Here is a 24,434-nt window from a genome sequence, read left to right as displayed (position 1 = left end):
CGGCGGCGCCTCACTGTGTGCCGGCCAGCACCTGTACCTGCCGGGCCCCCTCGGCACCGACTTCGGCGGCCAGTTCACGAGTCCCCGCGTCCGCACCCGAGGTCTGCTCACCTTTCGCGAGCACCACGAGCTGCGTCGCGTGGGCCCGCAGCAACGCGACCAGCCGCTGGTCGAAGTCCTGGCCACGTCCGGTGCGCAACGCCACCAGGTCGGCCGCGGTGACCATCCCGGGCATCCGATGTCCACTGTGGACGTCGGCGGCGGGCAGGCCGGCCCGGTCGCGAGCCGCCTTCAACCGCGCCAGCAGCCGTTCCGAAGGCGCCGCGACCGAGCCCGCCGCCGTCCGGACCGCCGGGTTCGCCGCGTGGTCCGGCGCCAGGCGGGCGGCCGACAGCGCGTTCTCGGTCATCGGCACGACCAGCTGCAACCAGGCCACGTCGGTCGGGTTGAACGCGGCGGACGGCGGGGGCGGGGCAGCGGTGGTGGTGGCGCACCCGCCCATGGACAGCGCCACCACCACCGCCACCAGGAGAGCCGGCCGTCTCACGGACGGCCGGGCAGCCGGTAGTTCGGCCCGAGCACGGTGCCCCGGTCCGGCTTGTAGAGGTCGAACCCGCGCGGGTCGCACTGGAGGCCGCCGTTGATGCAGTGCGTCACCAGTGCCGCCAGGGTCTGCGGGTCCCACGCGTTGAAGAAGTCGTAGTGCCACGAGTAGCCGCGTCCGCTGGCCAGGTGCACGCCGGACATGTCGCCACTGACCGGGAACGCCATCTTGAACTCGAGCATCGGCACGGCCACCGGGTGGTCGGCCGGGCACGTCAGCGTCGCCCGGTCCGGGTACGCCATGTGGCTCTTGTGGTCGGCCGAGTCCAGGTGGACGCCGTCCCAGCAGCTCGGCGCCTGGTAGCGGATGTTGAGCTGGCTGCCCTCGACGCAGTGCACCGGGACGTCCCAGTTGTGGAAGCTGTCCCCGCACTCCCAGCCCTCGATGGCGCCGGGGGCGTGCTGGAACTCGTCCTGGGTGGCCGTCACGCTGCCGGCGACGTAGCGCAGGCCGGGCGGGAACGGCACGACCTTCGTGTAGTCGAGGATGCCGGACTTGTAGTAGACGACCTGCGCGAAGTTCGGCTGCACCACCTGGTTCCCGTTGAGGACCGTCGGGAACCAGTACGCGGACAGGTCGTCCGGCGCCAGGCAGGTGGTGTTGCCGACGCCCGCGTTCTGCAGCGACTGCAGGGTGGTCGTCGCGTTGGTGGTCTTGTTGCCGAGGAACGTGTGGTCGTGCGACGCGCCGGGCAGGCCCGGGAAGACGATCGGGTCGTCCGGCTGGTGGTGGCTGGGGGAGCAGTTGACCTGGAACTCGTGGTGGGTCACCTGGTCGTCGGCCCCGGCGGGCGACCAGGTGGCCGTGGTCAGGAAGGCGCCTGCCAGCACGGTGGCGGCGGTGCAGGCGAGGAGCGCGATTTTCGATGCCAAGGGTCCTCCACGGTGAGGTGCCGAAGACTGGGAGAGCGCTCTCCAAGAGCATGCGCACCGAGCTGCCGCCGTGTCAAGCACCACCCGGATCGCCCGCCGGACAGTCATTGTCGAGTTGCGGCGCGAATCTTGACAACGCGGGTCTTGGTGACGAAGCATCGAGCGCGCTGGAGAGCGCTCTCCAATCTCCGTCCCCTGCCCGTACGGGAGTCAACGTGGACCGACCGCCGCTCCTCCGTGCCGTCCCGGCACTGGTGGCCCTGCTGGTGCTGGGCCTGCTCGCCGGCCCGACCCCGGCGCACGCCGCGACCCTGCTGTCCCAAGGCAGACCGGTGACCGCGTCGAGCTCCGAAGGCGCCTCGACCCCGGCGTCGGCGGCCGTCGACGGCGACCCCGGCACCCGCTGGGCGAGTGCCTGGAGCGACCCGCAGTGGCTGCAGGTCGACCTCGGCGCGCCCGCCGACATCAGCCAGGTCACCCTCAACTGGGAAGCCGCTTACGCGACTGCATACGAAATCCAGGTTTCGGACGATGCCGGTACTTGGCGGACTGTATACAGCACGACGACGGCGGTCGGCGGTATCCAGAACCTCGCCGTCACCGGCCATGGTCGCTACGTGCGTTTCTTGGGCACGCACCGCGTCGGCGGCTACGGCTACTCACTCTGGGAGTTCCAGGTCAGCGGCACCCCGGGCACGCCGACGCAGGACGGCCCCGGCGTCACTCGGGTGACCGGCACACAGGGGAACTGGCAGCTGACAGTCGACGGGACACCGTGGACCGTCAAGGGCCTGACCTGGGGCCCGCCGGTCGGCGAAGCGGCCACGCGGATGCCGGAGCTGCACTCGATCGGCGTCAACACCGTCCGCACGTGGGGCACCGACGGGACCACGCAGCCGCTGCTCGACGCGGCCGCGGCGAACGGGATCAAGGTGGTCGCCGGCTTCTGGCTGCAGCCGGGCGGCGGGCCGGGCAGCGGCGGGTGCGTCGACTACACGACGGACACCGCATACAAGAACACGATGCTCGCCGAGATCCAGAAATGGGTCACTGCCTACAAAGCCAACCCCGGCGTGCTGATGTGGAACGTCGGCAACGAGTCGATCCTCGGTATGCAGAACTGCTACTCCGGCACGCAGCTGGAGCAGAACCGGATCGCCTACACGCGCTTCGTCGACCAGGCCGCGCAGGCGATCCACGCCATCGACACGAACCACCCGGTCACCTCGACCGACGCCTGGACCGGCGCGTGGCCGTACTACAAGGCGTACGCGCCGAGCCTCGACCTGTACTCCGTCAACTCCTACGCCCAGGTCTGCCAGGTGAAGCAGGACTGGCTCGCGGGCGGCTACACGAAGCCGTACATCATCACCGAGACCGGCCCGGCGGGTGAGTGGGAGGTGCCGAACGACGTGAACGGCGTGCCCGCCGAGCCGACCGACCAGCAGAAGCGCGACGGCTACGTCAACGCGTGGAACTGCGTGCTGGCGCACCCGGGTGTGGCCCTCGGCGCGACGCTCTTCCACTACGGCACCGAGGGCGACTTCGGCGGCGTCTGGTTCAACATCACCACCGGCAACGAGAAGCGGCTGTCCTGGTACGCCGTCCGCAGGCTCTACAGTGGACAGACGAGTGGCAACACGCCGCCGGTGATCTCGTCGATGAACCTGAGCCGCAGCACCGACGTCCCGGCCGGCTCGACCTTCACCCTGACCGCCGGGGTGTCCGATCCCGACGGTGACCCGATCACCTACACCATGGGCTACAACAGCAAGTACATCAACAACGCGGCCGGCCTGATCCCGGCGCAGTTCACCGGAACCGGCACGTTCACCGTCACCGCGCCGCAGCAACTGGGCGTCTGGAAAATCTACCTGTACGCCCGGGACGGCCACGGCAACGTCGGCATCGAGACGCGTTCGCTGCGCGTGGTCGCCCCGCCGGTGCCGGGCACGAACCTGGCGCGCGGCGCGGCGACCACGGCGTCGACCTACCAGGCCGACGGGCCGGGCGCGCCGTACCCGCCGCAGGCCGCGACGGACGGCGACACCGCGACGCGCTGGGCGAGCGCGTGGGCCGATCCCCAGTGGCTGCAGGTGGATCTGGGCAGCCGGCAGGCGTTCGACCACGTCCAGCTGATCTGGGAAGCGGCCTTCGGGAAGGCCTACGAGATCCAGGTCAGCGACGACGCGGCGAACTGGCGGACGGTCTACGCGACGACGTCCGGGGACGGCGGCGCCGACGACCTCGCGATCGCGGCGACCGCCCGGTACGTGCGGATGTCGGCCACCCAGCGCGGCACGGCGTACGGGTACTCGCTGTACGAGTTCGGTGTCTACCGGCGGTGAGTCAGCCCGGGATCAGACAGACGAGATGACCTTCGGGGTCGGCGAGCACGACCCAGTCGGCGCCACCGGGCTGGAAGTCCGGCTTGGTGGCGCCGAGCGCCTCGAACTCCGTGACAGCGCTTTCGAGGTCGCCGACGCGGAGGTCGAGGTGGGCGTGCTTGGCGTCGTCCGGCCAGCTCGGGCCCCGGTAGCCGGAGACGCGCTGGAACCCGAGCAGGCCGAGGTGGACGGTGTCGTCGTCCTGGTAGGTGATCTCGAGCCCGAGCGCCTTGGCGTAGAAGGCGGCGAGCTCGGCCGGGTCGGCGCAGTCGAGGACGACGGTGGTGAGTTCGGCGGGCATTTCCCGACTCCTTTCGTGTGGTTCGTCGGCAGCCTGCCCGGTGGCGGGCTCGCGGTCTTGAAGATCCTTGCGGGAACTGTCGTACCCCGGGCGTACCGTCCGGGCCGTGCGAGAAGCAGTGGAAGTCGCGGCCGGTGCGGGGTTCGCGCTGAGCGTGGTCCGATGCGCGGACGACCACCGGGGCTGGTCACCACCCGAGGTGGCCGACGGGCACCGGCTGGTGCTGGTACGCCGCGGCCGGTTCCGGCGTCGGTCGCGCGGGGTGGTGGCGGACGCCGATCCGGCGGTGGCGTACCTGGCGTCGCCTGGTGAGGAGGAGCAGTTCGCCCACCCGGCGGGCGGCGACGTCTGCACATCGGTGACGTTCTCCGCGCGCCGGTGGCACCAGCTGGTGGCGGATCGGCCGCTGCAGGCGCCGGTGTACGTCGACGGGCGGCTGGATCTCGCGCACCGGCGTGCGGTGGCGTCGGTGACCGACCCGGACTTCGCGTTGGCCGAGCAGCTGCTGACTTTGGTGGGTGGCGCGGTCAGGTCACCGGTGACGCGAGCGCGCCCGGAGGATCGCGCGTTGGTGAGCGAAGCCCGTTCGGCGGTCGCGGCCGACCACCCGTCGGCGGCCGGGTTGTTCTCGCTGGCGGAGTTGCTGGGTGTCTCGCCGTACCGGCTGAGCCGCGCTTTCCCGCGCGAGCTGGGAGTTTCGCTGACGCGCTACCGCAACCGCGTCCGGGTCGGCCGCGCACTGGATCGGCTGGAGGCGGGGGAGCGAGAGCTGGCGAGGCTGGCGGCGGACTTGGGCTTCGCGGACCAGGCCCATCTGACCCGGACAGTCCGCGAACACGCGGGCAAAACACCGGCAGCCTTACGCCGCCTCCTAACCCGCGATTCCCCTCCAATCACGCATGATGCCCGTCCCATCACGCGTGATGCCCTCTGAAGCACACGTGATGCCCGCCCAAGCACGAGCGGCGGGGCGTACCCGCCGGTGAACCTGGATGCTGGTAGCCGTCGCGCTCTGGCGTTGCCAAGGACGCCGAGGCGGGCCTGCCTGGTAGCGACGACGGGCGTGCGCTGAGCGGGGGTGGCGCGGCGGGAACGGGGCTAGGCGCGTGGCCACCCCCAGCGACCACGTGAGTCGCCCCGGCGGCCGCTGCGCCACCCCGGTCCGGTGTTCCGTTTCCGAAACACCCGACGGGAGTATCGTAGTCTTCCCGGGACAGGCTGTGTCAAGTTTTCGGGACAGCTAAGCTGACGGGTGTCACGTTTCACGGCTGAAGGTGGTGTGTGGTGAGCGAGGAGCGCAGTTTCGCCGAACGGCTGGCGCAGTTGATCGCCACCGTGCACCCGCCGGACCGCAAGCCGTACTCGTACCGGGAGATCGCCCACGGCGTCGCGGAGCAGACCGGCGTGACGATGTCGGCGACCCACGTGCAGCAGCTCGCCGTCGGCGCCCGCAAGGACCCGAAGCGCTCGCACATCCAGGCGCTCGCCCAGTTCTTCGGCGTGCCGGTGACGTACTTCTTCGACGACGACGTCGCCGGCGAGGTCGACAAGCAGGTCGAGGACGTCGTGGCGTGGCGCGACAGCGAGGCCCGCAACCTGGCGCAGCGTGCCATGCAGCTGTCGGCGCGCGACCGCGAAACGGTGACGGCGTTGCTGGACCAGCTGTCGAGCTACGACGACACCCGCCGTCGCGACGGACGGCGCCGGAAGCCGGAGTGACTCGGCTACGATGACCTCGTCCGTGATCGCGCCCCGGTGCACCCGGCTGGCGCCGGCCGAGCGGGGAGGTCCCATCGACGAGCGCGGCCTGACGCGGCTCCGCATCGGGGCCCGGGAGCGAGTGCGGTCAGTGCTCGCCGCCGTCCCGTTGCCCCGGCCGTGGTCGATGAACGCCTGGGTCGACGGCCTCGAAACGTGGCGCGGCCGCGAGATCGACCTGGTGCCGATCGAATACCGCCCCGGCCAGCCCTCCGGTGCGTGGCAGGCCCGCCCGGACTACGACCTGATCGCCTACGTCGAGCACACGTCGGCGCTGCACCAGGACCACATCATCGCCCACGAGCTCGCCCACATGCTCTGCGCGCACACCGGCACCTGCCAGATGTCGGAGTCCGAAGCCGCACAGCTCGCGCCGGACCTGGCGCCGCGGGCGTTGTCGCACCTGCTGACGCGCGTGACGAGCGGCGCCGACGAGTACGAGGCCGAGCTGATCGCGGTGCTGCTGATGAGCGCGGCGACGAGCGAGCCACCCGCCGTTCAGCCGGGCGCGTCCGGCCGAGCGGCGGATCAGGCTAGGCGGCTGGCGGCACTCCTGGGATAGTCGCGTCCCGTGATCGACATTTTGTTCCTCGGGGTCGGGCTGTTCGCGCTGTGCGTCGGCATCTGGCGGGCGGTCCGCGCGCGGCGCACCGGCGCGGGCGCGGGTTTGGCCGTCGCACTCATCGCGCTGGGGGCGGCGTTCTGCTTCCTGTCGAACCGCGCGCAGCTGTTCGAAAGCGAGATCTACCCGAGCCTCGGCCGGCTGCTGTCGAACCTCGCGACGATGGTCGCCGCGTACGGGATCGGCCTGACGGTCGCCGAGATCAGCGGCACCCGCGACCGCGGCCGGCGGACACGGCCGGTCGCGCTGGGGGTGGCGCTGGCGCTGCTGGTGGTGACGTTCTTCAGCACGACGGACCTGCCGCGCGGCATCGGCGTGTTCGACGAGCTGTACCGCACCCATCCGACGCTCGTGGTCTACGTCTTCGCGTACACGGTGTATCTCGGGTTCGCGGTCATCGACATCGGGGTGGTGGCGGCGGTGACCCTCCGGGCGAGCGGGGGAGCGCTGCGTGCCGGGCTGACGCTGTTGCTGCTGGCGTCGGCGTTCGCGGTCGCTTACCTCGCGGGGAAGGTGGTCGCGACGATCCAAGCGTTGCAGGCTGACCACCCGGTGAAGGCGTTGTGCCGGGGGCCGTTCTCGACGGTGCCGTGTGCGCTGGATGTCGGCTTTCCGGCGGTGTCGGTGCTGCTCATCGTGCTCGGGCTGACGATTCCTTCGGTGCCGGGGTTGGTCGCCGCTCGCCGGGATGCTCGGACGCTTCGCTTGCTGCGGCCGCTGCGCGCGCACCTGACTCGGCGGTTTCCGGAGATCGTGCGGATCGATCCCGGTGGTCCGTCCCGGCGCGAGCGCCTGCTGACGGCGATGAGCGAGACCAACGACGGTCTGATCCTGGCGGGGGTGACGCCGGACCTGCCCGCCTCGGCGGCGGCGCGGGTGGTGCGGGATCTGCCCGACGAGCCGGGTGGGGAGGAGCCGCCGGTCGTGGCGGCCGAACCGTTCGCCGCTGATGTGGCTCGGTTGCGGGCGATCGCGCGGGTGTATCGCAAGTCGGGCGGCGCGGCGGCGGACGAGGTGGCCGGCTCGACGCACTGAGCACGCTCGGAGCGCGGCGGCTTTGGTGCCGGTTCGCAAAGGTGTAGCGACTGCACTTGTGTGCTCACAACGAAAGTTCAGCCACTTCGGAAATGCAGTCGGTTCACCCGCCGAACGGAACCTGAAGCCGCGGCTCCCAGCCGTTCTCGGTCAGCGCCACCAACTGCAGCGCCTCCGCCCGATCGGCCAGCGGCAACAGCGGCCGAACCTCGGCGGCCACTTGCTCGAGCTGCTCGTCGGAACCACCCATCGCCACGGTCAGATGAGCGACCGGCCGCGGCCCGAACCGCCCACCGTAGGGGAGAACGTCCGGCCACCGTGCGCAAACGGCATCGGCAATCGCCTGCAGAGAAGGCGTGGGCACCGCCGCGAAACCAGGCGCGACCATCAGCTCGGCAAGCGGCACCGAAACCGGAGCAAGACCAGCGGCAAGAGAGCGGACCGCCGCGAGAACCTCGTCCGAGAGGGAACGGTCCGGCAAGAACGGGTACAGCGCGGTCACATGAGCCGGCAAACCAGGACGAACCAGCTCAGGAGCGGTCCGCCGCGCGGCGGCGAGCACCGGTTCGGCAGCGGGCAGCAAGATGACCAGCGCGGTGGTTCCGAGTTCGGGCACCCCCGCATCATGGCAGCCGGCCGCGAGCGCGCTCAGGCGACGGCACTCCCCAGAAGCCGTCCCGCCCGCGCGAGTGCCAAGCTCCGCCGGCACAGCTCTACCAGCTCCAGGTTGGCCCGGCTCCGCGGCGCCCGCCCGCACAGTCCGCAGTGGATGGTCACGTCACCGCTCAGCTCGTCCACCGCGACGAGTGCCTGGTGGTCGCAACGGCGGCACCACCGGTACCCGATCGCCGGGTTGGTGTGGACCGGGGATGACACGCAGTCGTGCAGCCAGCGGCGGTGTGTCCGGCACGTCACCCGGTCCGTCGGGTCCAAGCGGCCCGTGTCCTCTTCGTCGTCCTCGCGGGCCAGCGTCGTCGCCAGCAACGGGTGCCGCGCCGCCGTCGGGCGGTCCTGTGGGTCCGGGCTCGCCCACGGGTGGTGGTCGCCGCATCGGCACTTCTCGGTCATGTCGTCCCCAGTCGTCGGGTCCATCGATCCATCGAGTGTGGGCGCGGTGACGAACCGTCGACAACCGGGAAAACGCTCAGTTCGCCCGGCGGCACGCCGTCCGCGGCGGGCGGATGAGCGGACTTCGGCCCGCGCGTATGCGAACATATGTTCTATGACGGACGAGGGGCCCATCCTGCACGCCGACCTCGACTCCTTCTACGCCTCCGTCGAGCAGCGGGACGATCCGGCGCTGAAGGGGCGCCCGGTGATCGTCGGCGGCGGGGTCGTGCTGGCCGCCAGTTACGAGGCCAAGGCCTATGGCGTGCGCACCGCGATGGGTGGCGCGCAGGCCCGCCGGCTGTGCCCGCACGCCGTCGTCGTGCCGCCGCGGATGTCCGCCTACTCGGCCGCCAGCAAGGCCGTGTTCGAGGTCTTCCACGACACCACACCGTGGGTGGAAGGCCTCTCCATCGACGAAGCGTTCCTCGACGTCGGAGGGTTGACCAGGATCGGCGGGCGGCCGCGCGACATCGCCGAACGGCTGCGCGCCGCCGTCGCCGAGCGGGCCGGGCTGCCGATCACCGTCGGGGTGGCGCGGACGAAGTTCCTCGCCAAGGTCGCCAGCCGCGTCGCGAAGCCGGACGGGCTCCTGGTCGTGCCGCACGACGGCGAGCTGGCGTTCCTGCACCCGCTGCCCGTCGCAGCGCTGTGGGGCGTCGGCAAGGTCACCGCCGAAAAGCTGCACGCGCGGGGGATCACGACCGTCGGTCAGCTGGCCGCGTCGGAGCAGGTGGACCTCGTGAGCATGCTCGGCCGCGCGGCCGGCGGGCACCTGCACGCCCTGGCGCACAACCGCGACCCTCGCCGCGTCGAGGTCGGGCGGCGCCGCCGGTCCATCGGCGCCCAGCGGGCCCTCGGCCGCGGCAGGCGGACGCCGGCGGAGCTCGACGTCGTGCTGGTCGCGCTGATCGACCGGATCGCCCGCCGGCTGCGCGCCGCCCACCGCGTCTGCCGGACGGTGACCATCCGCCTGCGCTTCGCCGACTTCGCCCGCGTCACGCGCTCGCACACGCTGAACGAGCCGACGGCGGGCACCGGCGTGCTGCTCGCCGCGGCGCGCGAACTGCTCGTCGCGGCGCTGCCGATGATCGCCGATCGCGGGCTGACGCTGCTGGGCGCGGCGCTGTCCAACCTGGCCGACGAAGATCCGTTCCAGCTGGCGCTGCCGTTCGAACGCCAACGCGCGACCCAGCTCGACACCGCGCTCGACGCGGTCCGCGACCGGTTCGGCAAGGCGGCGGTGACCCGGGCGGTGTTGCTCGGCCGCGCGGACGACCTCGAAATGCCGATGCTGCCCGACTGAAACCGGACGCCCTACATTCCGGGCCGCGCGGGAATCCGGGCGTGGACGAGCGCGGAAAGGGCGCTCGGCCGCAACGCGTCGGCGCGGCGCCACAGCTCGGGCGCGACGCTGTCCCGTTGTCCTGCTTGTTCGACGACTTCGAAACCGGCGTCGGTCAGGAGGGTGGCCATGGCCGTGGGGGAGAGGAAGGTGTGCCACGGCTCACCCTGTTCGGCGGCCATCGCGGCGACGGCTTCGGCGTAGCTGTTTCCCGCCGCGTCGCGCAGTTCCGCCGGAAGCAGGTGATCGGTCACGATTTCCGATCCGGGGGCGAAACCGCCGAGATCCGTCAATGTGGCGAGAATCGCCTTGCGGGTCAGGTACACGGTGACGCCGAGCCAGGCGACGAACACGGGCCGGAACGGGTCGAGTCCACTCTGGACGAGCTGTTCGCGGAGCCGGTCGGCTTCGAAGTCGACCGGGACGAAGGTGACGGAAGCCGGTGTCGTGATGCCGGCGGTGTCGAGCAGTTCCCGTTTGACCGCCTGGGTGGCCGGCTGGTCCACCTCGAACACCCGGAATCGCGTCGACGTGCTCCGATAGGCGAACGAATCCAGCCCGGCCCCGAGAATCACATACTGGTCTATACCGGAATTGGCTCGGTGAAGGCGGTCTTCGGTGAACCGGGCGCGGCACACCGCTTGGGCGCGGGCGCCGGCCAGGACCGGATGCGTGCCGTGGAGCCGGTGGTAGGCCAGGAGTTCCTCCGCGCGGTCGCCGAGGAGGGTGGCCGCGAGGGGGTCGGAGAAGATGACCGGCTCGGTGTCGACGAGCAAATGTGCAGCTCGCGCGGCCGCCGCGGTGAACGCGGTGCCGGAGGCGGGCCGGGAAGCGCGGGGAGCGGCATCGGAGAAATCGGTGGTCGGCCCAGTGTCGGGCTCTGTGCTTGGCCTAGTGCTTGAACCAGTGGTTCCCATGCCGCCACGGTACCGATTTGATTTCGAGCATATCACAAAAACAAATATCGGACAAGACAGCGCGCATTTCGGCTCGGTTGCGGTCACTCTGGACCCGGGCGACCCCGTCGCCCGGGTGGCCATTGTGGACGCTTCACGGGTGTCGCGCGTGCCGGACGTGATTCGACAGGTTAGGGTCTGTCCGACCGTGTTCTGGAGAAGATGAGGAACGACGAACCATGGCGCAACGGGTGCACGTCGAGATGGTGGACGATCTCGACGGGAGTGAGGCTTCGCAGACCGTCCCCTTCAGTCTCGACGGGGTGACGTACGAGATCGACCTGTCCGAGGACAACGCTTCGGCGCTCCGAGACGAGCTCGCCCGCTACGTCGCCTCCGCGCGGCGAATCGGTGGCCGCAAGGTCCGGCTCGCGACGGGACAGTCGCTGTCAGGTGGCTCCAGTTCGGGCACCGACCGCGAGCGCAACCGCCAGATCCGCGAGTGGGCGCAGGCGAACGGCTACGAGGTGGCCGAGCGCGGCCGCCTGTCGAGCGAGATCATCGCGGGCTTCGAGGCCGACCAGGCTTCGGCCGCGGAACCGGCCGAAGCCAAGCCGGCCCGCAAGCGCGCGACTCGCAAGAAGTCCTGACGCGGAACCGGTCACCGGTCGAGAAGGCCCGCCGCGCTGACGGCGGGCAGGGAAGCGTGGTTACGCCGCGCGCCGGGCGCAGCGCCCGGCGCGCGAAACCGCGGATGTGCGATGAAGTCCGGTTAATCGTTCACGAATCGGCGCTCTGCCGTGAACGGCCGGCTCCCGCCGCAGTTCGTCCTGCTTCGAAGCGGGCTTCCGCCGTCCCCGTTGCGCGGCGAGAGCGGCCCCAGTCTCCGGCGGCGTGCCCATTGTGGTCACCCGAGGTTGTGCCTCCACGGGGCCCGCTGCTGATCTCCGTCGCGAAAACCTGCGGCGACGCGGCGGCAAAAGCTTGTCGGAGGGTGGCTCCGATGGCCAGACTGTCAGTGCTCCGCGCGGCCGGTACCGCGCCGGAGCACCGGCCCGGTGGCCGCCTCCTCCCTCGATGGCCACCGGGCCGCCTCGATTTCCCCTCCCTCGGCCCGCGCGCGGCCCGAACTTCACGCTGTCCGAGCGCACCCGCCGGCGAAGCGCTTTCCGCCGTATTCGTTCGCGCCGCCCTGTAGACAATCGCCCGGGACAAGCGCACACTCAGACTACTCCATACTGCATACAATCTTCAGTCTGGCTTCTGAGGAGGCGGTCACGATGTCCGATGTCCGCGAACTCCGGGACGTCTACGGGCGCCACTACCGCGTCGGCGAGTCCGATCGGGAGCTGCTCGGGCGGCCGCGGACCTGGATCACCTGGCTCGCCGCGGCGGGGATGCTCGCCGCCGGGGTGCAGCAGTACGGCTTCGGGGCGATCGTGCCCGCGCTGAGCCGGGCGCACGGGTGGACGTTCGGCGGGATCGTCCTGTCGCTCGCCGTGTGGGCGATCTGCCAGGCCGGCGTCGCGTTCCCGGCCGCCTGGCTGCGTGACCGGGGTCTGCTCCCGGCACCCGCCGCGATGGGTGCCGGGGCGGTGCTGTGCGCGGCCGGGCTGATCACGCTCGGCCATGCCGGCAGCCTCACCACCGTCTTCCTCGGCTACTCCGTGCTCGGCGGGCTCGGCACCGGACTGGTCTACGCCACCTGCGTGGGCGCGGTGCTCGCGTGGTTCCCCGACCGCGTCGGTTCGCGCGCCGGCATCGTGAGTGGCGCTTTCGCCTTCGGCAGCGTCCCCTTCGTCGTGCTCGCCGCCGCTCTGCCCGCCGCGCGCCCGGTGCTGCTCGACGTCACCGGCGGTGTCGTGCTCGTCGTGATCGCCGGGTGCGGCGCGCTGCTGCGCTACCCGCCGCGGCACTGGTGGCCGGCGACGCCCGAGCCGCGCACCTGGGCACTGGACAAGGCGCACAACCGGCGTCCCGCGGTCCGGCACTACCGTCCGGCGGAGCTGTTCCGCTGCGGGACGACCTTGGCGCTGTACCTCGTCGTCGTGCTCGCCGCCGCCGTGTTGCTGTTCGACCTCGCCTACCTCGCGACGTTCGTCGCCGAGCGCAGCGGGCCCTGGCTCGCCGCGGCCGCGCTGGCGCTGCTCGCCGCGTCGACGGGCGGCGGCCGGGTGCTCATCGGGCGGCTGGCCGACCGGCTGGGGCGGCACCGCATCCTGCGGTTCGCGCTCGTCGCGGGCGGCGTCGCGCAGTTCGTCCTGTTCTACTCGGGTGAACACCGGCACGCCGTCGGGCTGCTGCTCGGCGTCGCGCTGGCCGGGCTCGGGAACGGCTGCTGCTACACCTTGCTCGTCGGGCTCGTGCGCGAGTACTTCGGTGAGGAGTCGGTGGCGCAGAACTTCGGGATCCTCTACAGCGCCAAGGCCGTCGGCGCGGTGGTGGGGATCGGGCTCGCCGCGCTCGTCGTGACCTCGCACGGGTTCGTCGGCGCGTTCACCGCGGCCGGGGTGCTGAGCCTGGCCGGCGCGGTGCTGTCCGGGCGGCTGACCCAGCCGGGCCGGCCCAAGTCGCTGCTGCCGGTGGCCTGAGATGGGGCGGATGACCAGCCGGCGGCGGGTGCTGCGCGTCCACGACGGCGCGCACACCACGCGTCCGGACACGCTGACCGTCGAGGAACCGCTCGAGATCCGGGTCGCCGGGAAAGCGCTCTCGATCACCATGCGCACCCCGGGCGACGACTTCGACCTCGCCGCCGGCTTCCTGGTCGGCGAGGGCGTGGTGCGTTCGGCCGGGGACATCCATTCGATCCGCTACTGCGCGGGTGCCACGGCCGATGGCGGCAACACCTACAACATCCTCGACGTCGTGCCGGCGCCAGGGGTCGCGCCGCCGGACGCGTCGGTCGAGCGGAACTTCTACACGACGTCGTCGTGCGGGTTGTGCGGCAAGGCGAGCCTGGACGCGGTGCGCACGACGGTGACCTGGCCGGTCGCGGACGACCCGTTCGGCACGGATCCGGCGACCCTGTCGCGGCTGCCGGACGAACTCCGGGCGGCGCAACGGGTGTTCGACCGCACGGGTGGGCTGCACGCGGCGGGGCTGTTCGACGCCGACGGGAAACTGCTGTGCCTGCGCGAGGACGTCGGGCGGCACAACGCGGTGGACAAGGTGGTCGGCTGGGCGACCCGAGACGGAAAGCTGCCCCTGTCCGGGACGGCGTTGATGGTCAGCGGGCGGGCCTCGTTCGAGCTGGTGCAGAAGGCGGTGATGGCCGGGATCCCGTTGTTGGCGGCGGTTTCGGCGCCGTCGTCGCTGGCGGTGGACCTCGCCGCCGAGCTCGGGCTGACGCTGGTGGGGTTCCTGCGCGGCAGCTCGATGAACGTCTACACGCGACCGGACCGCCTCGGGTTTCAGCCGAGCTGACCGAGCAACGCGGCGACGGCGGGGGAGACGGCACACGTGTGCACGGCGGCGAGCTGCCACGGCGGCGGCTGCGCGAACCGGCGGACGGTGAGATCGGGGAACCGCGCGGCCGCCGACGCGGGGAGCACGCAGGCGGCGAGCCCGGCCCGCACCAACCCGGCGGCGACGGCCAGGTCATCGACTTCGAGGGCGACCCGCCGGCCGGGGAAGGCCCGGTCGACGGCGTCGCGGATCGCCCAGCCCGGTGGGAAGTCCACGAGGGACAGTTCGGACAGGTCGGCCGGGGCGGAACGGGAGCCGCCGGGGGCGGTGGCGAGGACGAGTTCTTCGCCGGCCAGCGGGGTCGTGGTGGTTTCGGTGGCGGAGGAGACCGGGGCGTCGGAACCCGCCACCGTCAGCAGCACGTCCACACCGGACTCCGCCGGCCCGCGGCAAGTGTCCGGCACCTGCCGCACTTCCACAGCCAGCCCCGGGTGCGCGTGCCGCACCGATGCCAATACCCGGTGCAGGTCCACCAGCAGTCCCGGGCACACCCCGAGCCGCACCTGCCCGGCCACCGGTGACACCGCGGCCCGGGCCCGCTCCGCCGCCTCCAGTGCCGCCCGCGCGGCGGGGACGAAAGCCTCGCCGGCGGGCGTCAGCACCACTCGGTGCGTTGTCCGGTGGAACAACGGGGTGCCCAGGTCGCGCTCCAGCGCCCGGACCACAGTGGACACTGTCGATTGGACGGTCCGCAGCCGCGTCGCCGCGGCCGTGAAGCCGCCCTCCTCCGCGACCGCCACCACCACCGCGAGCTGACGCAGCTCCATCAGTCCACCTCGGTCAGCTCGCCGGTCGGCTCGTCGAGGACGTAGCCGCGCACCGCCTCGGTGTGCGCCAGGAACGGCGACGCCCGCAGCCGCGCGATGCACTGGCGGACGTCCTGGGCCGGGTCCGTGAACGTCTCCGCCGCCCAGCCCGGCCGGATCCCCGTCGACGACTCCAGCCGCCGCGCGAACTCCGTGTCGGTGAACTTGCGCATGCCGCAGTCCTGGTGGTGGATCAGCACGATCTCGCGCGTGCCGAGCAGGTGCTGGCTCACCGACAGGGACCGGATGGCGTCGTCGGTGGCCGCGCCGCCGGCGTTCCTGATCACGTGGGCGTCGCCGTCGGCGAGGCCCAGCAGAGCGTGGACGCTGAACCGCGCGTCCATGCACGCGAGCACCGCCAGCTTCAGCCGCGGCACCGCCGACGTCATCCCAGCACCTCGCGCACCAGCGCCGCCGTCTCGCTCGGCGTCCGCCCGACGCGGATCCCGGCCGCTTCCAAGGCTTCCTTCTTCGCCGACGCCGTGCCCGCCGAGCCGGAGACGATCGCGCCCGCGTGGCCCATCGTCTTCCCTTCGGGCGCGGTGAACCCGGCGACGTACCCGACGACCGGCTTCGACACGTTCGCCCGGACGAACTCCGCCGCGCGCTCCTCGGCGTCGCCGCCGATCTCGCCGATCAGCACGATCAGGTCGGTCTCCGGGTCCTTTTCGAACGCTTCGACGGCGTCGATGTGCGTCGTGCCGATGATCGGATCGCCGCCGATGCCGACGCACGTCGAGAACCCGATGTCCCGCAGCTCGTGCATGAGCTGGTAGGTCAGCGTGCCGGACTTGGACACCAACCCGATCCGGCCCTGGCCGGTGATGTCGGCCGGGATGATCCCGGCGTTGGACCTGCCGGGGGAGACGATGCCCGGGCAGTTCGGCCCGATGACGCGCGTCCGCCCGCCCGCGGCGACGGCGTGCGACCACAGCCGGGCGGTGTCGTGGACCGGGACGCCCTCGGTGATCACCACCGCGAGGCCGATCCCGGCGTCGACGGCCTCGACGACGGCGTCGGCCACGAACGGCGGTGGCACGAACAGCACGCAGACGTCGGCGCCGGTCGACGCCATCGACTCCGCGACGCTGCTGAACACGGGCAGCGCGCGACCGGAGATCTCCACCTGCTGCCCGGCTTTGCGCGGGTTGACCCCGCCGACGACGTTCGTGCCGGCCGCCAGCATCCGCCGCGTGTGCTTGGCGCCTTCGGAGCCGGTGATGCCGGAGACGACGATCCGGCTGTTCTCGTCCAGGAAGATGGCCACGGTTCAGACCTCCGCGATCGCGAGCTTCGCCGCCTCGCGGGCGGCGTCGTCCATGGTGGCCACCACGGTGACCAGGGGGTGGGCGGCTTCGGCGAGGATCCGCCGTCCTTCGGCGACGTTGTTCCCGTCGAGCCGGACGACCAGGGGCTTGGTGGCGCGGGCGCCGAGGATCTCCAGCGAGCGCACGATCCCGGTCGCGACGGGGTCGCACGCGGTGATGCCGCCGAAGACGTTGACGAACACGCTGCGCACCTGCGCGTCACCGAGGATCACGGTCAGCCCGTCGACCATCACCTGGGCCGACGCGCCGCCGCCGATGTCGAGGAAGTTGGCCGGCCCGCGGGCGCCCGCTTCGGCCGCGGCGGCCGCCACGACGTCCAAAGTGGACATGACCAGGCCGGCGCCGTTGCCGATCACGCCGATGTCGCCGTCGAGCTTGACGTAGTTGAGGCCAAGCGAACGCGCTTCCCGTTCCAGGGGAGAGCCGTCGGAAGCCTCGTCGAACGAAGCGGATCGGCGGAAGGCAGCGTTGTCGTCCAGGGTGATCTTGCCGTCGAGCGCGACGATCCCGGTCGACGTGCTGGCCAGCGGGTTCACCTCGACGAGCGTGCAGTCCTCGGTGACGAACACGTCCCACAGCTTTTCGACCACTCCGGCGACCTCACCCCGGACGTCGGCGGGGAACGCGGCGGCCACCGCGGCCGAATCGACGCCGGCCAGTGGATCCACCGGCACACGCACGAGCGCGTCCGGCCGGGTCGCCGCGACCTCCTCGATCTCCATCCCGCCTTCGGTCGAGGCCATCGCGAGGAACGTGCGACCGGCGCGGTCGAGCAGGAAGGAGAGGTAGTACTCGTCGGCGATCTCGCTGGCCTCGGTCACGAGGACGCGGTGCACGGTGTGCCCCTTGATGTCCATGCCGAGGATGTCGTCGGCGGCTTGTTCGGCGTCGTCGGCCGTGTGCACGACCCGGACACCGCCCGCCTTGCCGCGGCCGCCGGTCTTCACCTGGGCCTTGATCACCACCGGGCCGCCCAGCTCGGCCGCGAGGGAACGGGCCGCGGCCGGATCGGCGGCGACCCGGCCGCGGGGGACGGGTACGCCGTGCTTCTCGAAGAGATCGCGGGCTTCGTGTTCGAAGAGGTCCATGCGGGGGCGTCCTTTCCGCGGCGGGGGCAGGGCAAGGGCGTGGAGTGGTGCTCCGCGGGGGCGGGGTCGAGGCCCGGCAAAAACCCTGCGGATAGCCCTGGACACGGGCTGCTTGAAGAGTGACTATATGCCTACCCCATACGGTATGCAATCTACAGTCTGCCGCGAAGAGGCCGCTGACCTCGATGGACGCCGGCAGCGGCGACGAGCGGACCGGAACACGGAGCGCCGGACGAGAGAGATCCGGCGGCGGACCAGAGGAGTTGAGCAATGGCGCTGACAACGACCGGCACCACCGCGGGGGAGAGTGCCCGAGCGACGAACGGCGCCGAGCCCGCGCCGGCCGAGATATCGGGTGGCCACCTGGTGGCGAAGGCGCTGAAGGCGGAAGGCGTCGACACGATCTTCACCCTCTGCGGCGGGCACATCATCGACATCTACGACGGCTGCGTCGACGAGGGCATCGAGGTCATCGACGTCCGGCACGAGCAGGTCGCGGCGCACGCGGCCGACGGCTACGCGCGGATCACCGGCAAGCCCGGCTGCGCGGTCGTCACCGCGGGCCCCGGCACCACCGACGCCGTCACCGGGGTCGCGAACGCCCTGCGCGCGGAGAGCCCGATGCTGCTCATCGGCGGCCAAGGCGCGCTCACCCAGCACAAGATGGGGTCCCTGCAGGACCTCCCGCACGTGGACATGATGACGCCGATCACGAAGTTCGCCGCCACCGTGCCGCACACCGCGCGCGTCGCCGACCTCGTGTCGATGGCGTTCCGCGAGGCCTACGCGGGCGCGCCCGGGCCGTCGTTCCTGGAGATTCCGCGCGACGTCCTCGACGCGCGCGTACCGCTGGAGAACGCGCGGATCCCCGAAGCCGGCCGCTACCGCGCGTCGACGAAGAACGCGGGCGACCCCGCCGACATCGAGAAGCTCGCCGACCTGCTGGTACACGCCAAGAAGCCGGCCATCCTGCTCGGCAGCCAGGTCTGGACGACCCGGGCCACCGAACCGGCCGTCGACCTGGTGCGCACGCTCAACATCCCGGCGTACATGAACGGCGCCGGCCGCGGCACGCTGCCGCCGGGCGACCCGCACCACTTCCAGCTCTCGCGCCGCTACGCCTTCGACAACGCCGACGTCATCGTCATCGTCGGCACCCCGTTCGACTTCCGGATGGGCTACGGCAAGCGGCTGTCGAAGGACGCCACCGTCGTGCAGATCGACCTCGACTACCGCACGGTCGGCAAGAACCGCGACGTCGACCTCGGCATCGTCGGCGACGCGGGCCAGGTTCTGGCCGCGGTGGCCGAGGCCGCGTCCGGCCGCGCCGACAACGGCGCCGTCGGCCGCAAGGCCTGGCTGGAAGAGCTGCAGGCCGTGGAGGAGAAGGCGAAGCAGAAGCGGCTGCCGCTGCAGCACTCCGACGCGAGCCCGATCCACCCGTACCGGCTGGTCCACGAGATCAACGAGTTCCTCACCGAGGACTCGATCTACATCGGCGACGGCGGCGACATCGTCACCTTCTCCGGCCAGGTCGTGCAGCCCAAGTCGCCCGGGCACTGGATGGACCCCGGTCCACTCGGGACACTCGGCGTCGGCGTCCCGTTCGTGCTGGCCGCGAAGCACGCCCGCCCGGACAAGGAGGTCGTCGCGCTCTTCGGCGACGGCGCGTTCAGCCTCACCGGCTGGGACTTCGAGACGCTCGTGCGGTTCAACCTGCCGTTCGTCGGGATCGTCGGCAACAACTCGTCGATGAACCAGATCCGCTACGGCCAGGCCGCGAAGTACGGGCTCCCGCGCGAACGCGTGGGCAACACCCTCGGCGACGTCCGCTACGACGAGTTCGCGCGGATGCTCGGCGGCCACGGCGAAGAGGTCCGCGACCCGGCCGACATCGGTCCGGCGCTGCTGCGGGCCCGCGAGTCGGGCAAGCCGTCGCTGATCAACGTCTGGGTCGATCCCGACGTGTACGCCCCCGGAACCATGAACCAGACCATGTACAAGTGAGCGGAGGCCAAGGCATGGGTAAGGCACTGGAGGGCGTCCGCGTCCTCGACATGACGCACGTGCAGTCCGGTCCGTCCTCGACGCAGCTGCTGGCCTGGCTCGGCGCGGACGTGATCAAGCTCGAGACCCCCGGCCGGGGCGACATCACCCGCGGGCAGCTGCGGGACGTCCCCGGCGTCGACAGCCTCTACTTCACGATGCTCAACGCCAACAAGCGCAGCATCACCCTCAACATGAAGAGCGACGAGGGCAAGGAGGTGTTCGAACGGCTCGTGTCCGGAGTGGACATCCTGGTGGAGAACTTCGGCCCCGGTGTCGTCGACCGGTTCGGCTACCCGTGGGACAAGCTCTCCGCGCTCAACCCGCGGCTGATCTACGCCTCCATCAAGGGGTTCGGCCCCGGCCGGTACGCCGACTTCAAGGCCTACGAAGTGATCGCGCAGGCCATGGGCGGGGCGATGAGCACCACCGGCTTCGAGGAGGGGCCGCCGACCGCGACTGGCGCGCAGATAGGCGACTCCGGCACCGGCATCCACCTGGTGGCCGCCATCCTCGCCGCGCTGTTCCAGCGGACCTCCACCGGCCGCGGCCAGCGGGTCCAGGTCGCCATGCAGGACGCCGTGCTGAACCTCTGCCGGGTCAAGCTGCGCGACCAGCAACGGCTCACCCACGGGCCGCTCGGGGAGTACCCGAACGACCAGTTCGGCGCCGAGGTCCCGCGCTCGGGCAACGCTTCCGGCGGCGGGCAGCCGGGCTGGGCGGTGAAGTGCGCGCCCGGCGGGCCGAACGACTACATCTACGTGATCGTCCAGCCACCGGGCTGGGCCCCGCTCGCGCGGTTGATCGGCAAGGCCGAGCTGGCCGAGGACCCGGCGTGGGCCACCCCCGAGGTGCGGCTGTCCAAACTGGACAAGATGTTCGCGCTCGTCGAGGAGTGGACCGAGAAGCACACCAAGTGGGAGGTGATGGAGAAGCTCAACGCCCACAACATTCCCTGCGGTCCGATCCTGTCCACCAAGGAGCTCATCGAGGACGAGACGCTGGCCGAGCTCGGCTCGGTCGTCGAGGTGCCGCACCCGGAGCGCGGCAGCTTCAAGACCGTCGGCTGCCCGCTCAAGCTGTCGGACTCGCCGGTCGAGATCGAACGCTCGCCGCTGCTGGGCGAGCACAACGACGAAGTGCTGGCGGAACTCGGGTACAGCGAGACGGAGCTCGAGAAGTTCCGCGCGGCGGGGGTGATCTGAGTGGTGGATCGCACGGCGGTCGAGAAGATCCTCGAGCAGGCGGCGGCCGAAGGACGGTCCTCGCTGACCGCGCCCGAGGGGCGTGCGGTCTGCGAGGCCTACGGCATCCCGACCCCGGCCGAGCGGCTGGCGACCACCGCCGACGAGGCCGTGACGCACGCCGAGGCCATCGGGCTGCCGGTGGTGCTCAAGATCGTCTCGCCGGACATCCTGCACAAGACCGAGGCCGGCGGCGTGCTGGTCGGCCTGCGGGACGCCGAGGCGGTGAAGGCGGGCTTCGCGAAAATCGTCGAAAACGCCAAGGCCTACGACGCCGACGCGAAGATCCTCGGCGTCCAGGTGCAGCAGATGCTGACCGAAGGCCAGGAGGTGATCATCGGCTCGGTCACCGACCCGACGTTCGGCAAGGTCGTCGCCTTCGGGCTCGGCGGGGTGCTCGTGGAGGTGCTCAAGGACGTCACCTTCCGGCTCGCGCCGACGAGCACCGAGGAAGCGCTGTCCATGATCGACGGGATTCAGGCAGCCGAGATCCTGCGCGGGGTCCGCGGCGCGGACCCGGTCGACCGCGCCGCGCTCGCCGCGGTGATCACCGGCCTCGGCCGGCTCGTGGCCGACTTCCCGCAGCTGTCCGAAGTGGACCTCAACCCGGTCCTCGCGACCGCGTCCGGCGCCATCGCGGTGGACGTGCGGATCCTGGTCGACCCCGACGCGGCGAAGGAGCCGGTGCGGTTCACCCAGGAGGAGATCCTCGCCTCGATGAACCGGATCATGAAGCCGGCGTCGATCGCGGTCATCGGCGCGTCCGCCGAGGCCGGCAAGATCGGCAACTCGGTGATGAAGAACCTGGTCAACGGCGGCTACGCGGGGGAGATCCACCCGATCAACCCCAAGGCCGACGAGATCCTCGACCGCAAGGCCTACGCCAGCATCACCGACGTCCCCGGCGACGTCGACGTCGCGGTGTTCGCCATCCCGGCGAAGTTCGTCCCGGCGGCGCTGGAAGAGGTCGGCGAGAAGGGCGCGGCGGGCGCGATCCTCATCCCGTCCGGGTTCGGCGAGACCGGCAACGTCGAGCTGCAGGACGAGGTCGTCGCGATCGCGCGCAAGCACGGCGTGCGCATCCTCGGGCCGAACATCTACGGCTACTACTACACGCCGGAGAACCTGTCGGCGACGTTCTGCACGCCGTACGACGTCAAGGGCGGGGTAGCGCTTTCTTCCCAGAGCGGCGGCATCGGGATGGCGATCCTCGGCTTCAGCCGGTCGGCGAAGATGGGCGTGTCCTCGATCGTCGGCGTCGGGAACAAGGCCGACATCGACGAGGACGACCTGCTCACCTTCTTCGAGCAGGACGACAACACCCAGCTCGTCGCGATGCACCTCGAAGACCTCAAGGATGGCCGGTCCTTCGCGGAGACGGCGAAGCGCGTCTCGCAGCGCAAGCCGGTCGTGGTGCTGAAGGCCGGGCGGACGTCGCAGGGCGCCAAGGCGGCCAGCTCGCACACCGGCGCGCTGGCCGGCGACGACAAGGTGTACGACGACATCCTCCGGCAGAGCGGCGTCATCCGGGCGCCCGGGCTGAACGACATGCTCGAGTACGCCCGCGGCATCCCGCTGCTGCCCACGCCGAAGGGCGAGAACGTCGTCATCATCACCGGCGCCGGCGGGTCCGGCGTGCTGCTCTCGGACGCCTGCGTCGACAACGGGCTGAGCCTGATGGAGATCCCGCCGGACCTCGACACGGCGTTCCGGAAGTTCATCCCGCCTTTCGGCGCGGCCGGCAACCCCGTCGACATCACCGGCGGCGAGCCGCCCTCGACCTACCGCAACACCATCGCGCTGGGCCTCGAGGACGACCGCATCCACGCCCTGATCCTGGGCTACTGGCACACCATCGTCACCCCGCCGATGGTGTTCGCCGAACTGGTCGCGGAGGTGGTAGAGGAATATCGCGCGAAAGGGATCCACAAGCCTGTTGTCGCGTCGCTGTCCGGCGACGTCGAAGTCGAGGAGGCGAGCGACTACTTGTACGACCGCGGCGTCGTCGCGTACCCCTACACCACCGAGAAGCCCGTGGCGGTGCTCGGTGCGAAGTACCGCTGGGCGCGCGCCGCGAACCTGCTGCCGAACCTGAGTCAACGGTGACGAAGGAGAACTTTCATGACCGCAGCCACTTACCAGGAGATCACTGACCAGAACGGGAGAGTCTACCGGATAGGCGAGTCGCCGCAGGACATCATGGGGCGCTCACGCAGCTGGATGGTCTGGCTGCCCTGGATCGCCATGATGGCGGTCAGCGTGTTCGAGTACGGCTGGGGCGCCGTCGAAGGAACGCTCGAAGAGAAGTACGGCTGGTCCCTGTCGGACGCGTTCTGGCTGGCGAGCATCTGGGCGGTGTTCCAGGCCGGCGTCGCGTTCCCGGCGGGCCGGCTCCGGGAGAAGAACCTCGTCTCGGCCAAGACGGCGATGCTGATCGGCGCCGTCTGCAGCGGCATCGGTTACTTCACCATCGCGCACAGCGGGAACCTGACGCTGGCGTTCATCGGGTACTCCGTCCTCGGCGGCACCGGCGCCGGGCTCGTGTACGCGACCTGCATCAACATGGTCGGCAAGTGGTACCCCGAGAAGCGCGGGGCGCGGACCGGGTTCGTGAACGGCGGGTTCGCCTACGGGTCCGTGCCGTTCATCTACCTCTTCAGCGCGTTCCTCGGCCACGAGAACGTCACCGGGGTGCTCGACGGGATCGGCCTGTACATGCTGATCGTCGTCGGCGTCTGCGGGTTCCTGTTCAAGGACCCGCCGAAGAGCTGGTGGCCGAAGGAGATCGACCCGCTGTCGTGGGCGAAGGACAAGGCCGGGGTCAAGAGCCTGGCCAAGAACCCGCCGGCGGTCCGCCAGTTCACGCCGCTGGAGGCGATCCGGACCGGCATGCTCCCGCTGATGTGGGTGTGCCTGGTGATCATCGGCGGCGTGTCGCTGTTCGGGATCAACTTCCAGGTGCCCTTCGCCAAGGAAAGCCACTTCGGCGCGTTCGTCGCGGCCTCTTCGGCGGGGGTGCTGGCCATCGTGAACGGCACCGGCCGCGCGGTCGTCGGCTGGGCGTCGGACAAGATCGGGCGCAAGCAGACGCTGACGATCGTGCTGCTGATCGCCGGTGGCGCGCAGTTCGGTGTGCTGTACGCCGGGAACACGCACAACCTGTTCCTGTTCATGGTGTTCGCGTTCCTGACCGGCTTCGGCGGCGGCGCGTTCTACCCGCTGTTCGCGGCGCTGGTGCCGGACTACTTCGGCGAGAACAACAACGCCTCGAACTACGGCCTGGTCTACAGCGCGAAACTGGTCGGTGGCGTCGGCGGTGGCGGGCTCGCCGCCGGGGTCATCAGCGCGTGGGGTTACACCGGCGCGTACGTGCTCGCCGGCTGCATCGCGGTGTTGTCGGCCGTGCTGACGCTGTTCCTGCGCCAGCCGGGTCGGCCACGCCACCAGCTCGTCGAAACCGAGCTGGTGGCGCGGCCTTCCGCCGCTGCCGGCGGCTGATCCGGTTACCCGCTCCCCGGTCCTGCTGC

General features: G+C 70.8%; 23 protein-coding genes. 13 read left to right on the top strand and 10 right to left on the bottom strand.

Features of this window, described 5'->3' with window-relative positions:
• Positions 1 to 10: 10 nt before the first annotated feature.
• Complete coding sequence (locus M8542_RS06610; RefSeq protein WP_257919106.1) at positions 11 to 547, bottom strand: DUF305 domain-containing protein; 537 nt, start codon at positions 545 to 547, stop codon at positions 11 to 13.
• Complete coding sequence (locus M8542_RS06605) at positions 544 to 1,476, bottom strand: DUF1996 domain-containing protein (RefSeq protein WP_257919105.1); 933 nt, start codon at positions 1,474 to 1,476, stop codon at positions 544 to 546. Before M8542_RS06605 ends, M8542_RS06610 begins: the two co-directional genes overlap by 4 nt.
• Positions 1,477 to 1,691: 215 nt before the next feature.
• Here M8542_RS06605 and M8542_RS06600 point away from each other — a divergent pair, with 215 nt between their 5' ends.
• Positions 1,692 to 3,824: a discoidin domain-containing protein gene (locus M8542_RS06600; protein WP_257919104.1), complete on the top strand. Its 2,133-nt coding sequence runs from the start codon at positions 1,692 to 1,694 to the stop codon at positions 3,822 to 3,824.
• Position 3,825: 1 nt separating this feature from the next.
• Here the strand turns inward: M8542_RS06600 and M8542_RS06595 are convergent, their stop codons facing one another.
• Complete coding sequence (locus M8542_RS06595) at positions 3,826 to 4,164, bottom strand: VOC family protein (protein WP_257919103.1); 339 nt, start codon at positions 4,162 to 4,164, stop codon at positions 3,826 to 3,828.
• A 106-nt stretch (positions 4,165 to 4,270) separates the two neighbouring features.
• On the opposite strand from M8542_RS06595, the gene M8542_RS06590 reads away from it, so the two are divergent.
• From M8542_RS06590 to M8542_RS06575, 4 genes are all read left to right on the top strand, one after another.
• A complete protein-coding gene (locus M8542_RS06590) occupies positions 4,271 to 5,098 on the top strand; it encodes a helix-turn-helix transcriptional regulator (protein WP_257919102.1) in 828 nt (275 codons plus the stop codon).
• A 350-nt stretch (positions 5,099 to 5,448) separates the two neighbouring features.
• Positions 5,449 to 5,883 (top strand): XRE family transcriptional regulator, encoded by a 435-nt coding sequence (locus M8542_RS06585; protein WP_257919101.1) that lies wholly within the window; start codon positions 5,449 to 5,451, stop codon positions 5,881 to 5,883.
• Positions 5,884 to 5,905: 22 nt separating this feature from the next.
• On the top strand, positions 5,906 to 6,484 hold the full coding sequence (locus tag M8542_RS06580; protein ID WP_257919100.1) for a hypothetical protein: 579 nt from the start codon (positions 5,906 to 5,908) through the stop codon (positions 6,482 to 6,484).
• Positions 6,485 to 6,493: 9 nt separating this feature from the next.
• The gene (locus M8542_RS06575; RefSeq protein ID WP_257919099.1) at positions 6,494 to 7,579 is read left to right on the top strand and encodes a hypothetical protein; all 1,086 of its coding nucleotides are present in this window, start codon (positions 6,494 to 6,496) and stop codon (positions 7,577 to 7,579) included.
• Positions 7,580 to 7,682: 103 nt separating this feature from the next.
• Here the strand turns inward: M8542_RS06575 and M8542_RS06570 are convergent, their stop codons facing one another.
• Positions 7,683 to 8,195 (bottom strand): 2'-5' RNA ligase family protein, encoded by a 513-nt coding sequence (locus M8542_RS06570; RefSeq protein WP_257919098.1) that lies wholly within the window; start codon positions 8,193 to 8,195, stop codon positions 7,683 to 7,685.
• A 32-nt stretch (positions 8,196 to 8,227) separates the two neighbouring features.
• Positions 8,228 to 8,647, bottom strand: a complete 420-nt coding sequence (locus M8542_RS06565; RefSeq protein WP_372508497.1) for a hypothetical protein — start codon at positions 8,645 to 8,647, stop codon at positions 8,228 to 8,230.
• 154 nt (positions 8,648 to 8,801) lie between these two features.
• Here M8542_RS06565 and dinB point away from each other — a divergent pair, with 154 nt between their 5' ends.
• A complete protein-coding gene (gene dinB, locus M8542_RS06560; RefSeq protein WP_257919096.1) occupies positions 8,802 to 9,992 on the top strand; it encodes a DNA polymerase IV in 1,191 nt (396 codons plus the stop codon).
• Positions 9,993 to 10,003: 11 nt separating this feature from the next.
• Here dinB and M8542_RS06555 read toward each other — a convergent pair whose 3' ends face one another.
• A complete protein-coding gene (locus tag M8542_RS06555; RefSeq protein ID WP_257919095.1) occupies positions 10,004 to 11,035 on the bottom strand; it encodes a class I SAM-dependent methyltransferase in 1,032 nt (343 codons plus the stop codon).
• Positions 11,036 to 11,166: 131 nt separating this feature from the next.
• Here M8542_RS06555 and M8542_RS06550 point away from each other — a divergent pair, with 131 nt between their 5' ends.
• The 3 genes from M8542_RS06550 to fdhD all read left to right on the top strand — a co-directional run bounded on the left by M8542_RS06550 (position 11,167) and on the right by fdhD (position 14,353).
• The gene (locus M8542_RS06550; RefSeq protein ID WP_257919094.1) at positions 11,167 to 11,577 is read left to right on the top strand and encodes a histone-like nucleoid-structuring protein Lsr2; all 411 of its coding nucleotides are present in this window, start codon (positions 11,167 to 11,169) and stop codon (positions 11,575 to 11,577) included.
• A gap of 630 nt (positions 11,578 to 12,207) precedes the next feature.
• Positions 12,208 to 13,518, top strand: coding sequence for an OFA family MFS transporter (locus M8542_RS06545; RefSeq protein WP_257919093.1), 1,311 nt, complete (start codon positions 12,208 to 12,210; stop codon positions 13,516 to 13,518).
• Between the two features lies 1 nt (position 13,519).
• Positions 13,520 to 14,353, top strand: a complete 834-nt coding sequence (fdhD, locus tag M8542_RS06540) for a formate dehydrogenase accessory sulfurtransferase FdhD (protein WP_257919092.1) — start codon at positions 13,520 to 13,522, stop codon at positions 14,351 to 14,353.
• Here fdhD and M8542_RS06535 read toward each other — a convergent pair.
• Genes M8542_RS06535 through sucC form a run of 4 tightly spaced genes read right to left on the bottom strand, consistent with a single transcriptional unit; the run spans position 14,341 to position 17,617 of the window.
• On the bottom strand, positions 14,341 to 15,162 hold the full coding sequence (locus M8542_RS06535; RefSeq protein WP_257919091.1) for a LysR family transcriptional regulator: 822 nt from the start codon (positions 15,160 to 15,162) through the stop codon (positions 14,341 to 14,343). The two genes, fdhD and M8542_RS06535, sit on opposite strands and share 13 nt — an antisense overlap.
• Positions 15,162 to 15,590 (bottom strand): beta-class carbonic anhydrase, encoded by a 429-nt coding sequence (locus M8542_RS06530; RefSeq protein WP_257919090.1) that lies wholly within the window; start codon positions 15,588 to 15,590, stop codon positions 15,162 to 15,164. The genes M8542_RS06535 and M8542_RS06530 overlap by 1 nt, the downstream gene beginning before the upstream one ends.
• Positions 15,587 to 16,468 carry a succinate--CoA ligase subunit alpha gene (gene sucD, locus M8542_RS06525; protein ID WP_257919089.1) on the bottom strand — a complete coding sequence of 294 codons (882 nt, stop codon included), beginning with the start codon at positions 16,466 to 16,468 and terminating at the stop codon, positions 15,587 to 15,589. The genes M8542_RS06530 and sucD overlap by 4 nt, the downstream gene beginning before the upstream one ends.
• A gap of 3 nt (positions 16,469 to 16,471) precedes the next feature.
• The gene (gene sucC, locus M8542_RS06520; protein WP_257919088.1) at positions 16,472 to 17,617 is read right to left on the bottom strand and encodes an ADP-forming succinate--CoA ligase subunit beta; all 1,146 of its coding nucleotides are present in this window, start codon (positions 17,615 to 17,617) and stop codon (positions 16,472 to 16,474) included.
• 270 nt (positions 17,618 to 17,887) lie between these two features.
• Between sucC and M8542_RS06515 the strand changes: the two genes are divergently transcribed.
• From M8542_RS06515 to M8542_RS06500, 4 genes are read left to right on the top strand one after another with little or no spacing between them, the layout of a single operon-like run.
• Positions 17,888 to 19,624, top strand: a complete 1,737-nt coding sequence (locus tag M8542_RS06515; protein ID WP_257919087.1) for a thiamine pyrophosphate-binding protein — start codon at positions 17,888 to 17,890, stop codon at positions 19,622 to 19,624.
• A gap of 14 nt (positions 19,625 to 19,638) precedes the next feature.
• Positions 19,639 to 20,868: a formyl-CoA transferase gene (gene frc / locus M8542_RS06510; protein WP_257919086.1), complete on the top strand. Its 1,230-nt coding sequence runs from the start codon at positions 19,639 to 19,641 to the stop codon at positions 20,866 to 20,868.
• On the top strand, positions 20,869 to 23,013 hold the full coding sequence (locus M8542_RS50280) for an acetate--CoA ligase family protein (protein WP_257919085.1): 2,145 nt from the start codon (positions 20,869 to 20,871) through the stop codon (positions 23,011 to 23,013).
• Positions 23,014 to 23,028: 15 nt separating this feature from the next.
• The gene (locus M8542_RS06500) at positions 23,029 to 24,405 is read left to right on the top strand and encodes an OFA family MFS transporter (protein ID WP_257919084.1); all 1,377 of its coding nucleotides are present in this window, start codon (positions 23,029 to 23,031) and stop codon (positions 24,403 to 24,405) included.
• The last annotated feature ends 29 nt before the right edge of the window (positions 24,406 to 24,434 follow it).

Origin of the sequence: Amycolatopsis iheyensis, from assembly GCF_024703995.1 — a bacterium.
Lineage (GTDB): Bacteria > Actinomycetota > Actinomycetes > Mycobacteriales > Pseudonocardiaceae > Amycolatopsis > Amycolatopsis iheyensis.
This window is presented reverse-complemented; position numbering and strand designations above follow the sequence as displayed.

What these genes read in the sequence shown, in the direction of transcription:
- M8542_RS06595 (WP_257919103.1), bottom strand. Translation starts at nt 4,164, where the DNA reads ATGCCCGCCGAACTCACCACCGTCGTCCTCGACTGCGCCGACCCGGCC.
- M8542_RS06565 (WP_372508497.1), bottom strand. Translation starts at nt 8,647, where the DNA reads ATGACCGAGAAGTGCCGATGCGGCGACCACCACCCGTGGGCGAGCCCG.
- dinB (WP_257919096.1), top strand. Translation starts at nt 8,802, where the DNA reads ATGACGGACGAGGGGCCCATCCTGCACGCCGACCTCGACTCCTTCTAC.
- M8542_RS06550 (WP_257919094.1), top strand. Translation starts at nt 11,167, where the DNA reads ATGGCGCAACGGGTGCACGTCGAGATGGTGGACGATCTCGACGGGAGT.
- M8542_RS06545 (WP_257919093.1), top strand. Translation starts at nt 12,208, where the DNA reads ATGTCCGATGTCCGCGAACTCCGGGACGTCTACGGGCGCCACTACCGC.
- fdhD (WP_257919092.1), top strand. Translation starts at nt 13,520, where the DNA reads ATGGGGCGGATGACCAGCCGGCGGCGGGTGCTGCGCGTCCACGACGGC.
- M8542_RS06535 (WP_257919091.1), bottom strand. Translation starts at nt 15,162, where the DNA reads ATGGAGCTGCGTCAGCTCGCGGTGGTGGTGGCGGTCGCGGAGGAGGGC.
- M8542_RS06530 (WP_257919090.1), bottom strand. Translation starts at nt 15,590, where the DNA reads ATGACGTCGGCGGTGCCGCGGCTGAAGCTGGCGGTGCTCGCGTGCATG.
- sucC (WP_257919088.1), bottom strand. Translation starts at nt 17,617, where the DNA reads ATGGACCTCTTCGAACACGAAGCCCGCGATCTCTTCGAGAAGCACGGC.
- M8542_RS06515 (WP_257919087.1), top strand. Translation starts at nt 17,888, where the DNA reads ATGGCGCTGACAACGACCGGCACCACCGCGGGGGAGAGTGCCCGAGCG.
- frc (WP_257919086.1), top strand. Translation starts at nt 19,639, where the DNA reads ATGGGTAAGGCACTGGAGGGCGTCCGCGTCCTCGACATGACGCACGTG.
- M8542_RS06500 (WP_257919084.1), top strand. Translation starts at nt 23,029, where the DNA reads ATGACCGCAGCCACTTACCAGGAGATCACTGACCAGAACGGGAGAGTC.